The sequence below is a fragment of the Cupriavidus lacunae genome (genome assembly GCF_003353055.1).
GTDB classification, from domain to species: Bacteria; Pseudomonadota; Gammaproteobacteria; order Burkholderiales; family Burkholderiaceae; genus Cupriavidus; species Cupriavidus lacunae.
Window position 1 is genome coordinate 25,788 of sequence record NZ_QKWJ01000069.1, and the last position, 13,769, is coordinate 39,556.

The following is a 13,769-nucleotide window of genomic DNA, read 5'->3' on the forward strand; positions in this document are numbered from 1 at the left end:
TTCGGAGTCCCCATGAAGCTTCGCATCCTGAGCGACCTCCACATCGAACACAACCTGCCGCAGTCCGTACCCGCCTGCGATGCCGACATCGTGGTGCTGGCCGGCGATATCGCCAACGGGCGCGACGGCATCGACTGGGCTGCCCGCACCTTCAGCCAGCCCGTGGTCTACGTGCCGGGCAACCACGAGTACTACGAGGGCAACTTCGAGACGGTGGACCAACTGATGGCCGATGCCGCCGCCGCGCATGCGGGGATGCATCTGCTTAATAGCACGGTGGCCGAATTCGATGGCGTGCGCGTTGTCGGCACGACCTGGTGGACGGACTACTCGCTGTTTGGCACCGACCGACGCGAGGAAGCGATGCAGGCTTGCGCCAAAGTGATGCTGGATCACCGGCTGATCGAGGTCGGTGGCAACGATGGCCGGATGCGCCATTTCACGCCGGAGGACGCGCTGGCGCGCCACCAGGCTGCGTCTGAGTGGCTTTCCGCCCAACTGGCGCAGCCCTACGACGGCAAGACCGTGGTGGTCACGCACCACGGCCCGGACCTGGGCAGCCTGGACCCGCGCTATTCGCACGACCTGGTGTCCGGCGGCTTCCTGTCGCGCCGGCCCGACCTGGTGGCGCGGGCGGACTTGTGGATCCACGGCCATACCCACACCAGCTTCGACTACTGCATCGACGATTCGCGCGTGGTCTGCAACCCGCGCGGCTACGTCAGCCGCCGCACCGGCGAACTGGAGAACAAGCGCTTCGACTGGTGTTGCGTGGTCGAGATCTGATGCCGGGGCAGGCATCTTGTGGACCGGAAAGCAAGGCGCCCCCGCCGGCTCACGCCGGCGGGGGCGCCCCTGGCCTGCGTCCTAAGTGCCGCAGACGGTGCTGCTCCCCGCATCCTGCCCCATGATTTCCCGCGGAAGGTAAGTTAGGAAACCGGGAACAGCCAGGCTGGAAAAGCCGACCCAGGACGACGGAGATACCGGGGAAACAGTCAATCCTGCCACGCTGACAGAGACCCCCGTGCAGGAGGTGCTGTCGCAACTGGCACTGATTCCGTTGGAGTCGTACCAGTTGACGGAAACGTTGCTGGACGTGAGGCTTGGCAGAATCTGTTGCATACGAGTGAGCACTGACGACGATCCTCGGCCGCAGACTACAGCCTGTCTCGCTCCCCACCGGGTGGCTTCTGCGACGGCATTCCAGGTGTACAGCACCCGCCCGAACTCCAGTATGCCAAGCAGCAATGAAAAGAAGAGTACCGCCACAAGGGCGAATTCAACCGCTGTCGTACCTCTCTCGCGCCTATTCATAAGCTTGCCTCATCGTCGCTGAGATATCGCTGAAGGGAATCGAGGTAAGGGAAGTGTTGCCGCCGGCATAGAACCGGGTAAATCCAAGCAGGTCCAGGACTGGCGTGAACGTATAGCCGGAGATTCGGACCGTTACCGTGTTGATTGCCGGATTGCTACCCTGGCCCGTATTCGACGTGCATGCCGGATCCGCCGCATCACAGATGCTCACCATGCTGGTAGTCAGGCCCGGCACCAGTGTCGGCTGGTTGGCGCTGGCTACGGGCGTACCGTACACCGCCAGCTGTTGCGCCGTGGCGTGTGCGGCCGCGCTGCCCGCGGCCTGCGTACTCAGGTAGCGCGTCGCGTCACGAACCGATTTCGCCAGCGTGTTGTATGTGTAGATGGCCCGGCCGAATTCCGTGACTGCAAAGCAGATCGCCAACAGCAAGGAGATGGTGATGCCGAGCTCGACGAGCGCCACGCCTTTTTGTCGCTTCTTCATCGATTTCCCCTACTCAACAAGGGCCGGGATCATGGGACCGAAATTCCCGCCGGCAAGACCATTCGTCGTGCACGGACTACTGATCGATGCGGCATTGCCCAGATACTCGAACTGGACCGATACGGTAGGTCCGCTGATCGGCTGGAGCATGAGCATGCAGGCGAAATCCAGGACTTTCGAGGCGGTCGAGACGACCGGCACGATCACCAGGCGGCGGCTCATCCCCAGTTTTGCAAAATCGCCGGTACTACCTGGCGCCGCCAGGATTTTGTAGCCGCCCTTCATATTCAGATTGGTAATCGTATCGCCGACCTTGACATCGGTACTGGTGTCCGCGTAGCTCGCGTATGCGAGCCGCTTCGCCTTGAAATTAGCCGCTGTCGGATCGGTACCACCCGACGAACCGGAATATGCCTGCTTGCCACTCGGCCAGTTCGTGCTCGTATAGGCATACCCCGTAAAGTCCGGCCGCATGAGCGTCATGTCGCCGTTGTTCTTGTAGATGCCGAAGCGGCTGTTCCACTGGTCATCCACGGCCACCTTGGCCCCTGGGGTTCCAAGCGTATCGTTGACCTTGGAGTTGCAGTATCCAACGGCCATTTCGTTCTTTGTCTCATTGGCGTTCTTGGATCCATCAAGATTGAACCAGCCCATCTCCCCAGGCGATGCCGACTTCGTGCCGTCGTAAAGCACGGTTACCCATTCACCAGTCGCGAACCCATAATCAGGCGCGCTAGTTGCCGGTTTGGGAACCAGGCCAATTGGAATCGGGCAAGTGCTCTGAGCATGAGTCCGGGTTGCAACGCCGACTGCGGCGACGCTGGTGCTGGTTGGACCTCCGACCATCTGGATCAGATAGGCCGCAATCCCCGAGGTGGCATGACCGCATTTTGCGTAGCGCGCCTTTGCCACCGGCACAAAGGTCGAACTATAGGAGCCGCCCAGCGTATCGCTGAAGGTGACGTCTGTATCGACGATGGCTGCGGAGGTCTTCTGGTACTTGACCTTGTTGGCGTTCCCGGCGGTCAGCCCGGCGCTCGTGGCCCTTGTCAGGGCATCCGCCGCACCATCGAGTTCCTGGGCAGCTGCCAGCGCGCAGCTATCGACGGCAGACTGTAGCTCCGTCTTCGCGACAAACATCGCGCCCAGGTCGATGACCAGTCCGGCCATGCCGAGCAACACGGCCAGGATCAGGCCCACAATCGGAAGAATGACCCCTTTTGCCTTCTTTTTGCTATACCTGGACATAAGCATCGCCCTTGGATAGGAGACAGAGCACCCGGTTTGGGTCCGCCGTCATAGCCAGACTCCACGGCTGCCAGCGACACATGTGCGACCGGCAGACTATGCTGGGAACATCCCGATACCTGGCTTCGTACAAGCATTCTTGGTCATGCCAACGGCAATTGGTATCGGCCCTATGGCGGAATCAGTATGCAGAGGCACAGCCTGGAGGGGGGCACGCTAGGCAGTGCGCCGGGATATTGATGGCCCGATCAGCGATGCCCGTTCCAGCTCACGGGCAACGCAAATCGGCATACTTCGGCGCAATGGTGCGATCAAGGTCACTTGCCGGGGTCAAAAACCTGCTGGCTGTGCCTGCTCAGCCCGACAAGCAAGTGGCAAGAAGTCTCCTGTAGCAGCAAAGTGCGTTACAGATTTGACTCATACCTTAGCCCACAAGCTGAGCATCACGCGTGCGGCGCTCCGTCAGTGCGGGGCCAACAGAAGAACGTCGACGTCTGACCCGCGCGGCTATGTCAGCCGCCGCACCGGCGAGCTGGAGAACAAGCACTTCAACTGGTGCTGCGTGGCCGAGGTCTGACCCGCCAGCGCCTGCGCAAGACAGGTGCCGCGACCCAAAGAAAAACCCCCGCGGGCTCGCACCCGCGGGGGTTTTTCAAGACAGCCTGCCCGTGAGGGCAGTCGGTCGGCGATGAATTACATCATGCCTTCCATGCCGCCCATGCCGCCCATGCCGCCCGGCATCGCCGGAGCCGACTCTTCCTTCGGCGATTCGGCAACTGCGCAGTCGGTGGTCAGCATCAGCGAAGCCACCGAAGCGGCGTTCTGCAGTGCGGTGCGGGTGACCTTGGTCGGGTCCAGCACGCCCATTTCCACCAGGTCGCCGTACTCGCCCGAAGCGGCGTTGTAGCCGTAGTTGCCCTTGCCTTCGATAACCTTGGCAACGACCACCGAAGCTTCTTCACCGGCGTTCAGAACGATCTGGCGCAGCGGTTCTTCCATGGCGCGCAGCACGATCTTGATACCGGCGTTCTGGTCGGCGTTGTCGCCGGTCAGTGCCGAGATCGCAGCGCGGGCACGCAGCAGGGCCACACCACCGCCGGGGACGATGCCTTCTTCCACCGCAGCGCGGGTGGCGTGCAGGGCGTCTTCCACGCGGGCCTTCTTTTCCTTCATTTCGACTTCGGTGGCAGCGCCAACCTTGATCACGGCAACACCGCCGGCCAGCTTGGCCACGCGCTCTTGCAGCTTCTCACGGTCGTAGTCCGAGGTCGCTTCTTCGATCTGGGCGCGGATTTGCTTCACGCGGCCTTCAATCGTCGAACCGTCGCCGGCGCCGTCGATGATGATGGTGTTTTCCTTGCCGATCTCGATGCGCTTGGCCTGGCCCAGGTCGTTCAGGGTAGCCTTTTCCAGCGTCAGGCCGATTTCTTCAGCGATGACGGTGCCGCCGGTCAGGATGGCGATGTCTTCCAGCATGGCCTTGCGGCGGTCGCCGAAGCCCGGGGCCTTGACGGCGGCGGTCTTCAGGATGCCACGGATGTTGTTGACCACCAGGGTCGCCAGGGCTTCGCCCTCGACGTCTTCAGCGATGATCAGCAGCGGGCGGCCAGCCTTGGCCACTTGCTCCAGCACCGGCAGCAGGTCGCGGATGTTCGAGACCTTCTTGTCGAACAGCAGCACGAACGGGCTGTCCAGCTGGACAACCTGCTTTTCCGGGTTGTTGATGAAGTACGGCGACAGGTAGCCGCGGTCGAACTGCATGCCTTCCACGACTTCCAGCTCGTCGGCCAGCGACTTGCCGTCTTCAACCGTGATCACGCCTTCCTTGCCGACCTTGTCCATGGCTTCGGCGATGCGCTCGCCAATCGAGGTGTCGCTGTTGGCCGAGATGGCGCCAACCTGGGCGATTTCCTTGCTGGTGGTGGTGGGCTTGCTGACCTTCTTCAGCTCTTCCACGGCAGCGGTGACAGCCTTGTCGATACCGCGCTTCAGGTCCATCGGGTTCATGCCGGCGGCAACGTACTTCATGCCTTCGCGCACGATCGACTGGGCCAGCACGGTAGCGGTGGTGGTACCGTCACCGGCGTTGTCGCTGGTCTTGGAAGCCACTTCCTTGACCATCTGCGCGCCCATATTCTGGAGCTTGTCCTTCAGCTCGATTTCCTTGGCCACGGACACACCGTCCTTGGTGACGGTCGGGCCGCCGAAGCTGCGCTCCAGCACTACGTTGCGGCCCTTCGGGCCCAGGGTCACCTTGACTGCGTTGGCGAGGATGTTCACGCCTTCGACCATCTTGGCACGTGCGGCGTCGCCGAACACTACGTCTTTTGCTGCCATGTTCTGATTCTCCTGAATTCTGTACGGGTGGGATTCTGCAAGTAACGGATTACTTGTTCACCACGGCCATGATGTCTTCTTCGCGCATGACCAGCAGTTCCTGGCCTTCCACCTTCACGGCCTGGCCGGCGTACTTGCCGAACAGCACGCGGTCACCCACTTTGACGTCGAGGACAATATTGTTGCCCTTGTCATCCTTCTTGCCGGGACCGACGGCGAGCACTTCGCCTTGATCGGGCTTTTCGGCAGCATTGTCGGGAATCACGATACCGGACGCGGTCTTGGTTTCGTTGTCCAGACGCTTCACGATCACGCGGTCGTGCAAAGGACGCAGATTCATACGGACTCCTAGATACAAAAGTGAGTTTTTAGTCACAAATCGGCCGGCTACCGAGGCGACGGCCGTCAGAAATGCAGGTGTCGCAGGAGGCTGTTAGCACTCACCCCTGACGAGTGCTAATTATAGGGACGGGGTAGGGGCATTTCAAGACAGGGGGGTGATGCGGGTTTTCCCGAGGACGATGTCGAGATTCACTCGACGTTGAACTTTACTCACTTAACTTTGAACGCAAACATTGCCACCTTCACGCAGTCAGCTCGGCAAAGCTTCTTATAAATCAGTAGGTTATGCCGCCAGACCGGGACGGAGCGGCCTGTAGCTCGCAGGCCAACGCTGCTAGCTGACCTCCCGGGGCAGCTCGTCCTTCAAAAAGTCTACAAGCGCGCGCACGGCAGGCATCATTCCCCGACGGGTCGGAAACAGCACGGCCAATCGACCCTCCCGGGGGCGCCACTCCGGCAGCAAGACTGACAAGGCTCCGGCCTCGATCTCGCTTCTGCAGGCATAGAGGGGCAAGCTTGCGATGCCCATCCCGGCCAGCGCCGCCTCTTTCAATGAGGCGATATTGTCGCTTTGCAGGCGCGGTTGAATTGTCCAGGTGGCTACGTCGCCGGTCGTGCAGACCAGGCGCAAGACGGTCGTTGGTTCATGGATCGAGGCATACATCAGGAAATCGCCAGGCGGCAGTGACTCGGGAGAGTCGATCACGGTGGTCCGGGCCAGATACGCCCGGCTGGCAACCAGCCCCCAGCGAGCGGTGCACAGGGGAGCCTGCACCAGGCTGGATGATTCCATCTCCGTGCCCAGGCCGCGTATTACCACGTCGATATGTTCCTCAACGAGGTCAACCTGCCGGTTGCTGGCCTGGATGGCGAGCCGCACCTTGGGGTAGCGCTGCATGAAACGAGGGATCAGCCTGGCCAGCACGGTATCTGTCAGCGGAACCGGCACGCTGACCCGCACCAGCCCGGTGGGCTCGGCCGTTCGCCGACGAACGGCTTCTTCACCAGCTTGTGCCTCCGAAATCATGGCGCGGCAATGGTCGTACAGCTCCTGGCCGGCATCTGTCAGGCTCAGACGACGAGACGTTCGCTGGAGCAGCCGGACGCCCAGCGTGGTTTCCAGGCCGGTGACCCGTCGGGAAATATGCGACTTGCTGACGCCGAGGGCCTCGCCTGCCGCGGTGAAGCCGCGGTGCTCGATCACCTTTGCAAAGAAATAGAGGTCGTTCAGGTCGAGAGACATGGCATTAGCCTGCTTCCGTTGGGCGCATCGTTTCCTGATGGAAACGATAGGTTGCTATGTACCATATTTATCGTTGATCGTTGCGTGCCTATGATGGATCCAACCCGGTTATGTGATGCACCGGACGGTCACAGGCGGCGCAGATACGTCGCTGCCTTCTCCAACCATCAAGGATTTTTGTCGATCATGAAAACTCACTCGTTCCTGAAAGCCACCGTTCTCGCGCTGGCCCTTGTCACCACTTCCGCTGCCATGACCGGCGTGGCTACCGCCGCCCCCGCCAACAATGCCGCGGCACCCGCTGCCGCGACCCCCTCCCTGCTGTCCCGGGACAACACGGTACTTCTGCTGGTTGATCATCAGGTGGGCCTGTTCACCGGCGTGCGCGACATTGACCTCGGCCAGCTCAAGCACAACGTGGTGGGCCTGGCCAAGGCGGCGAAGACGCTCGGGATTCCGGTGGTGGTCACCGCCACGATGCCGGATGGCATGTGGGGCCCCACCATTCCCGAACTGACTGCCGCGCTTCCGGGCGTACCGGTGATCAACCGCACGGCTATCAATGCGTGGGATGACCCGAAGGTTCGGGCTGCCATTGAAAAGACCGGCCGCAAGCAAGTGCTGATTGCCGGCGTGTCGCTGGAGGTTTGCGCCACGTTCCCGGCATTGACACTGAAGGCAGCGGGCTACGATCCGCGCGTGGTACTGGACGCATCGGGTACGTTCAGCGATGCCAAGCGCACTGCCGGACTGCAGCGCCTGGCCACCGCCGGCATTACGGTGACTGACTACGCCACGGCCGGGGTGGAGATGCTGCACGGGAACAATGATCCGAAAGCGCAGCAGGTCTATGCCGACCTCGACATGCCCTTTGCCGGCCTCGTATGGCAGCTCAAGAACAGCCCAGCCAAGTGAGCTTGAAATGGGTTCGGCGAAAAGGCGCTGTGATGCTGCCCCGCCGGACCTCTCCGAAAACGTTCACGGCTATATGAGGTTCGAACAATGCATGCTGCAGATGATGTGAGGATTGCCGGTCCCGTGAAAGGAAACGAGCTGGTTATCGGCGACCATTTTGATGCACTGAATTTCAATCGCAAGAATGGCACGCCCAACCCCTTGCTGATGGTCGACCACTTCCGGATGCGGGCACCTACCTTCGGGCCGCATCCTCATGCCGGATTCTCTGCGATCACCTATGTCTTCGAGGATTCGACCAGCGCGCACCAGAATCGAGACTCCATCGGGAACTTCCGCCCGATTCGTCCAGGCGCGCTCCATTGGATGGTCGCAGGTAGCGGTGCTGTCCACGATGAATGGCCGGCGATCGAAGGCGCCGAAACGCATGGGCTGCAAATCTTCGTCGAACTTCCGCAGGAACTGAAATCAGTGTCGCCGTACGCCATCGACCTGGATTCCGAGGATATTCCAGCGTTGGTCGAAGATGGCCTGAGGGTCCGCGTCGTAGCAGGCAAGCTCGGCAACGTTTCGTCTCCCATCGCCCTCCCGCAGGAGTTCCTGCTGCTTGACTGCTTCTTTGACAGCGGGGCGACCTTTGACTTCTCGGGCCAGTTGCACGCAAGCACATGGCTCTACGTGCTCGCCGGCGAACCGCGCATTTTTCTGCATGACCGGGAAGCCCGGCTTTCAGCCGGGCAGGCGTTGGCAATCCAGACACCTCGTGACGGCACGCCGCTCGCAATCACCAGCGAAAACGTCAGCCATTTTGTTCTGATGTCCGGCGCCCCGGTCGGGGTCGCAAGCTGACTACCCGGGAAGGTCAGCGAGCGAGCGCCTCAAGTACGTCGACGGATTGCCGCACCAGACCGAGCCTCGGGAATATGTCATGCAGCGGCGCCCCTGCTCGGGGCCATTCCTGCCGGTTGGGTTGCTTCGCCGCATGATCATGCGCGAAGACTGATCGCTTCTACAGGTAGATCACTTCGATGGTGGCCATGCCGTCGAGCCGTACCGGCGCCGCGCCGGGCAGCTCGCCCAACCTGGCGACCCCGGCCGAGACATCGCCGGAGACGGAGAAAACCCTGCCCGTGGCAAGCTGCCCGCCTGACACCCACGTGATTGCCTTGCCGTCGTTGCGCAACACCTTGTCGCGATCGCCAGCCGCAGCACGCCGCCGGCCACGACGCCGATATCGGCCGGCACGCCGTCGACGCTGGCGCCGGAAAACGCCACTGCCCACACGCCGACCGGCTTGCCGGCCGAGGTCTGCCCAAGGCTGAAGCGGCGATCCGTTTGCGCGGGCGCCACGGTGCCGCCGCCGGCCAGTGCCAGCGCGCCGTAGTCAATCACGCCACTGCGGTTGTCCACCGCGCGCAGACCGATGCTGGTCTGGCTGTCGCACTGCACGGTAAGGGCCGAGATGGGCCGGCTCGGCAGCTGGGTCATGTCAGTGGCGGAGAGCGCGGTGCGGGTGATGTTGCCGTAGTCCACCGTGGTCTGCGCGCCTGCACTGATCTGACAGGCGGTGGGCAAGACCTCGCCGACAAAGCTGATTTCGGCGGTCGGGCCGGCCCAGGCGGGCGCGGCGGTGAACAGGATCGCCGCGGCCATCCCTCCAAGTCTCGTCTTCATCTGTTCTGTTCCTTTCGCACGCCGCACTCAGTAGGTCTGCACCTCGATCCGGCCGCTGCCGGCAAGGCGCTGCGCGGTGCCGGTGGCCGTGGCCATGGCGGGCAGTGTCGCCAGCGCCTCCATCTGCACGGTCAGGCGCGAGAGCGGGCGGCCGCCCTGGATCACCACGCCGCGGTCCGGTGCCAGCCAGGCCTGTTCACCCCATGCCACCGCCGGCATGCCGGCATCGCCCTGCCCGATCTGCACTGGCTGGCCGTCGGCTTGCGCGCGCCACAAGCGCAGCCGGACCTTGCCCTGGTCGCCGAAGCGAAAGGCGGTGCCGTCGGCCGATACGGCGCCGCGAAAGAACAGCGCCACGCGGCGAGGTTCGGCGCAAGTCACGTTGATCGTTGCCATCTGGCGTCCGGCCACGAGGTCGCCGTCCGGTCCGGGCTGCGCATCCAGCGCGCGCCGGGTGAAGCGGCCGTAGTCGAACTGGCTCTTGCTGACCGTCACCTGGCAGCCCGGCACTGCTTCAGCGGCAGTTGCCGCACCGGTCACGCCGAGCATGCCCGCCAGCGTGGCGGTGACCACTGCCGCGCGCGTCCATTTCTGCTTGCCCATCGTTATCCTTGCCTGGTTTCGTTCGCCGGCGCGTCAACCACCGGCGGGATCGCGCCGGGTCGGCAGACAGCGTCGTACTCTTCATACAGCACGTCCGCCGGCGGCTTTTCGGGCATGCGGAAATCCAACGTGCAGGCCGCGCCGTTCTCGCTGCGCACATAGAGGGCGCCCTTGAGCTGGCCGTTGCCGACAAAGATCGAGCCTTCACTGCCGACGGTCGAGATGTAGTTGCCCGCGCTGTCCAGCACGGCTTCACCCTTGGGGCTGTACTGCCCGTCCGGCATCCGCGCATGCAGCAGCACGCGGCGGGTACGGATCACGCCAAAGGCGTAGTCGCAGACCGATCCACGCCCTGGCCGCGTGATATGCAGGCCGTTCTTCACATCGACATTGCGCGGCAGGCTCGCGGTGGCCAGCTGCAGCCGGTCTTCCGAGAACGGCGGCAGGTACGGCGCAACCGCGGCGCCGTTCCAGTCGGTCCAGACGGGTCCTTGCGGGGTCTCGATCTTCGCGCCGCTCACGCCGGGCACCCTGAGCACGGCAAAGGTGTCCTGCACCTGATAGGGACTGAAGGTCAGGCCCTGCGGATGCAGTACGACGCCGCCGACAGCGCTGGCCGAGAACGACTGGCTGCTGCCGCCGTAGCCGGAGTAGCCCAGCGTCATGGAGGTATACCTGGGCAGCAGGCGCAGCGTCCCTGCCGCCGCCTGATGGCTCTGGTTGTCGGTGCTGGCCGAGAGGTTGTAGCCGATGTAGTCATTGATCTGCTGGTCGGCAGTCACGCCGGCGCGAACGGCGCCATTGGCGTACTGCAGATTGCTACCCACCTGCACCTTGCCCAGCAGCATGGCGAGGTTCACATAGGCCAGCGTGCCGCGCTGCGTCCCGAGATCGCGCTCGATGTTGGCCGACAGGGTCATACTGTTGCGAAACGTCCTGGACCAGCTCGCGGTCAGCCGCTGCGTGGCCTCCCCGGCAAACGTCTGGGTTCGCGCATAGCTTGCGCCGAAACCGCCCAGCGTGTCGTGGCCATAGCTGAGGCCGGCGGTGTACTGGCTGCGGTATCGTGCGTCGTAGGAGACGTTGCCGGCGCAGGCCCGGTCATGCCGGACCCCGGCTGCATTGACGTGGCGGCGATCGGAGCATTGGTCAGATCCCGATAGCCAGGCGTTTGCTGCACGGTCGAAAGGCTGGCCGACAGCCGCCGCGCCAGCGGCGCCGACAGGGTACCGGTGAACTGCAGGCCCCGCGTGCCGCTGCGCGCGTCGTCGGCAAGAAGCGCCTTGGCACTGCCAAGGATCTTCCAAGGCAACTGCCCGTCGACACCGCCGCCCAGCGCCCGGTACTTTTCGCTCAGCATCAATCCGCCAGCGAGGTTGGCGCGGCCGCCCATGGGCATCACGCCGCTGAATGTGCCCAGCCAGTCAGCATCGAGTCCGGGGCCAGCCTGGCTGCGGATCCTGCCAAGCGCCGCCGACCAGCCCTTCTCACGCGGCACGAACGTTCCGGAGAAGGACGAGAATGGCACGGTGAAGCTGCGCGTTTCCCCGTCCTGCTCGATCACGGACACCTGCAGATCAGCGCTCGGCGTGAGGATCGGCAGCTGGTTCAGCGTGAACGGCCCTGGCGGCATCAGTGTGCTGTAGATCAGCGCGCCGGCCTGGCGTACCTCGACACGCGCCTGGGTGCGCGCAATGCCCGTGGCCGAGGCGCCCGCGCCCAGGTTGCGGCGCAGGGCCTCTTCCGGGAACGCCTGCACGCCGATGATCTGCGGCGCGGCGAACAACGAGTTGTTGACATACAGTTCGCCAGCCTGCGCCACCTGCTTTTGCTGCGCGAACGATCGCTGTGCGTAGGCATATTGGTGGTCGAGCGTGCTGGTGCCGTTGCTATTGCTGCTGAAGCTCTGGCGCGACCGGACCACCCAGTCGCCGGCGTTGAAGCCAAGATCGGTCATGCCCTGCAGCAGCGAACTGCTGCCAGCGGCGCCGCCGCTTTGCACGCCCAGCACGTCGTAGTTGAAGACACCGCCCCAGCCGCCCTTGCTGTAGCCCGCCGCGGCCGTGCTGTCCGGGCCGCCCAGCGCGTCCGGCGGCACGATCAGTTCGATGCGTTCGCGCCCGGGCACCAGGCGCACGATCGCCTGCGGATAGGCCTGGCGAAGATCACCGAGGCATTGGCCCTCTGCCATCGACACGGGAATCTTCAGGCCGGCGCGTTCCAGGAACGGCTTGTCTATACACGGCTGGCCTTCGCTGTTGAAAAGCACCTCGGCAGTGCCGATGTCAACGCCATTGACCGCCAGCGTCACAATGCCCGCGCCGGGCGAAAACCGCTTCTCCCTTTTGAAATAGTCCGCGATCTGACCCGACAGGCCCCGCGCCTCGATGGTCTTCACATCAAACTCGATCTCTTCGGCATGGGCCATCAGTGACATCTGGGCAATCGCGGCAGCGATTGCCATTGTCAGCAGACGGGGCTTGGTATTCATGATGTACTGCAGGGAAAAGATGGACCCGGGTGGCACGCCCCGGGCGGCAGTCTTGCTGCGGATCAGCGGGCAGCGTTGACGTCGGCCGCTGCGGCCTTGGCGGTTGCGCCGAGCGGCGCGTCATACGGCTTGGAGAAGTAGCCGAACACCGAAGCCGGCATCAATCTGACCGTCGTGGCCGTGCCTGTGGGCGCAACGCCCTGCCTGGCCACCACCGTCTCACCCGGCAAGATGTAGGTACGTGGCAGATCGGCACGCCCGTTGCCCGGCATCAGATCAAGATTCGGCGACATGCGCACCACATAGGCGCCGGTGTTCTGCACCTGCACGTCGCCATTGGCCAGCCGGCTGTACTTCAGCGCCTTCCACGGCTCGTTGTTCACGGGCAGCGAAGACGGGTGGATGATCAGCGGCACGTTCTGGCGCACGGTCATGCGCACCGTGTTCTTCACGGCGGGCGGGATGCCTTCAAAGATGGCGCGGGCCAGTTTCTCGGTGGTCAGGTCTTCCTTCTTCTTCAGGATGAAGCGGACCATCTGCGTATCGCCCGGCTCAAGACGCGCGACCGGTGGCGTTGCCATGACGCGGTCAGTGGGGTCTTCGGGAATCGTCTCGACCGACGCGTACAGCAGCATCAGACGCGCATCGGTGTTCTTCAGCGTCATCACGCCTTCGCCGTCGTCGGTGTTGACGACGACTACCGGGGTCTCCAGCTGCAGGCCGGTAGCGACCGGTGACTGGGTCTGGGCGTGGCTGCCTAGCGCGTACACCACCAGCACAGCGCTCATCAACATTGTCCGCGGGAATTTCATGACTTGCCTCGCTCGGTGAATACATCGTGTTGTGATGTATCCATTGTTGGAGATCTTCGGACGAATCCGAATCAGGCAAGCCTTAAAACGCTGCGGTTTATTGCCTCACAGGCGGAATCATTCCATGCGTACGACGCTCCTGGCGCCACAAATGGCATTTGCCGGCAAGGGCATCAGGATGCAAATCGGGATAGGGGCAGGCCTCGCGGCCCGACCCCTCCCACACCACCGTGCGTACGGGTCCGTACACGGCGGTTCGGATCGGTTGATCGACTACGGACACAAGGATGGAAGACCGAGAGACCG

15 protein-coding genes and 1 pseudogene are annotated in these 13,769 nt (G+C 63.2%); 4 read left to right on the forward strand and 12 right to left on the reverse strand.

Features of this window, described 5'->3' with window-relative positions; translation table 11 throughout:
• Positions 1–12: 12 nt before the first annotated feature.
• A complete protein-coding gene (locus DN412_RS32795; RefSeq protein ID WP_115215388.1) occupies positions 13–786 on the forward strand; it encodes a metallophosphoesterase in 774 nt (257 codons plus the stop codon).
• An 81-nt stretch (positions 787–867) separates the two neighbouring features.
• Here DN412_RS32795 and DN412_RS32800 read toward each other — a convergent pair whose 3' ends face one another.
• The 3 genes from DN412_RS32800 to DN412_RS32810 are packed head-to-tail and all read right to left on the reverse strand — an operon-like array spanning position 868 to position 3,046.
• Positions 868–1,314, reverse strand: a complete 447-nt coding sequence (locus tag DN412_RS32800) for a TadE/TadG family type IV pilus assembly protein (RefSeq protein WP_115215389.1) — start codon at positions 1,312–1,314, stop codon at positions 868–870.
• Positions 1,307–1,798, reverse strand: coding sequence for a TadE/TadG family type IV pilus assembly protein (locus tag DN412_RS32805; protein ID WP_115215390.1), 492 nt, complete (start codon positions 1,796–1,798; stop codon positions 1,307–1,309). Before DN412_RS32805 ends, DN412_RS32800 begins: the two co-directional genes overlap by 8 nt.
• 9 nt (positions 1,799–1,807) lie before the next feature.
• On the reverse strand, positions 1,808–3,046 hold the full coding sequence (locus tag DN412_RS32810; RefSeq protein ID WP_115215400.1) for a TadE/TadG family type IV pilus assembly protein: 1,239 nt from the start codon (positions 3,044–3,046) through the stop codon (positions 1,808–1,810).
• A gap of 412 nt (positions 3,047–3,458) precedes the next feature.
• On the opposite strand from DN412_RS32810, the gene DN412_RS44890 reads away from it, so the two are divergent.
• Complete coding sequence (locus DN412_RS44890) at positions 3,459–3,623, forward strand: hypothetical protein (RefSeq protein ID WP_244222876.1); 165 nt, start codon at positions 3,459–3,461, stop codon at positions 3,621–3,623.
• A 116-nt stretch (positions 3,624–3,739) separates the two neighbouring features.
• Here DN412_RS44890 and groL read toward each other — a convergent pair whose 3' ends face one another.
• From groL to DN412_RS32830, 3 genes are all read right to left on the reverse strand, one after another.
• On the reverse strand, positions 3,740–5,383 hold the full coding sequence (gene groL, locus DN412_RS32820) for a chaperonin GroEL (protein WP_115215391.1): 1,644 nt from the start codon (positions 5,381–5,383) through the stop codon (positions 3,740–3,742).
• 49 nt (positions 5,384–5,432) lie between these two features.
• Positions 5,433–5,723, reverse strand: coding sequence for a co-chaperone GroES (gene groES / locus DN412_RS32825; protein ID WP_018312524.1), 291 nt, complete (start codon positions 5,721–5,723; stop codon positions 5,433–5,435).
• Positions 5,724–6,059: 336 nt separating this feature from the next.
• Positions 6,060–6,968 carry a LysR substrate-binding domain-containing protein gene (locus DN412_RS32830; RefSeq protein ID WP_115215392.1) on the reverse strand — a complete coding sequence of 303 codons (909 nt, stop codon included), beginning with the start codon at positions 6,966–6,968 and terminating at the stop codon, positions 6,060–6,062.
• Between the two features lie 90 nt (positions 6,969–7,058).
• Between DN412_RS32830 and DN412_RS32835 the strand changes: the two genes are divergently transcribed.
• Both DN412_RS32835 and DN412_RS32840 read left to right on the forward strand, forming a co-directional pair.
• Complete coding sequence (locus tag DN412_RS32835; protein ID WP_244222877.1) at positions 7,059–7,883, forward strand: isochorismatase family protein; 825 nt, start codon at positions 7,059–7,061, stop codon at positions 7,881–7,883.
• A gap of 87 nt (positions 7,884–7,970) precedes the next feature.
• A complete protein-coding gene (locus DN412_RS32840) occupies positions 7,971–8,732 on the forward strand; it encodes a pirin family protein (RefSeq protein ID WP_115215394.1) in 762 nt (253 codons plus the stop codon).
• Positions 8,733–8,903: 171 nt separating this feature from the next.
• Here DN412_RS32840 and DN412_RS32845 read toward each other — a convergent pair whose 3' ends face one another.
• From DN412_RS32845 to DN412_RS32865, 6 genes and pseudogenes are all read right to left on the reverse strand, one after another.
• Complete coding sequence (locus DN412_RS32845) at positions 8,904–9,557, reverse strand: DUF1120 domain-containing protein (protein WP_115215395.1); 654 nt, start codon at positions 9,555–9,557, stop codon at positions 8,904–8,906.
• Between the two features lie 27 nt (positions 9,558–9,584).
• Complete coding sequence (locus DN412_RS32850; RefSeq protein WP_115215396.1) at positions 9,585–10,160, reverse strand: DUF1120 domain-containing protein; 576 nt, start codon at positions 10,158–10,160, stop codon at positions 9,585–9,587.
• 2 nt (positions 10,161–10,162) lie between these two features.
• On the reverse strand, positions 10,163–10,543 hold the full coding sequence (locus DN412_RS44895; protein ID WP_279635280.1) for a FimD/PapC C-terminal domain-containing protein: 381 nt from the start codon (positions 10,541–10,543) through the stop codon (positions 10,163–10,165).
• A pseudogene (locus tag DN412_RS44900) lies at positions 10,544–11,185 on the reverse strand (fimbria/pilus outer membrane usher protein); the annotation flags it as partial. It lies immediately after the preceding gene.
• Positions 11,113–12,651 carry a fimbria/pilus outer membrane usher protein gene (locus DN412_RS44905; protein WP_115215398.1) on the reverse strand — a complete coding sequence of 513 codons (1,539 nt, stop codon included), beginning with the start codon at positions 12,649–12,651 and terminating at the stop codon, positions 11,113–11,115. The gene DN412_RS44905 and the pseudogene DN412_RS44900, both read right to left, overlap by 73 nt.
• A 62-nt stretch (positions 12,652–12,713) precedes the next feature.
• Positions 12,714–13,439 carry a fimbria/pilus chaperone family protein gene (locus DN412_RS32865; protein ID WP_115215401.1) on the reverse strand — a complete coding sequence of 242 codons (726 nt, stop codon included), beginning with the start codon at positions 13,437–13,439 and terminating at the stop codon, positions 12,714–12,716.
• Positions 13,440–13,769: the final 330 nt, after the last annotated feature.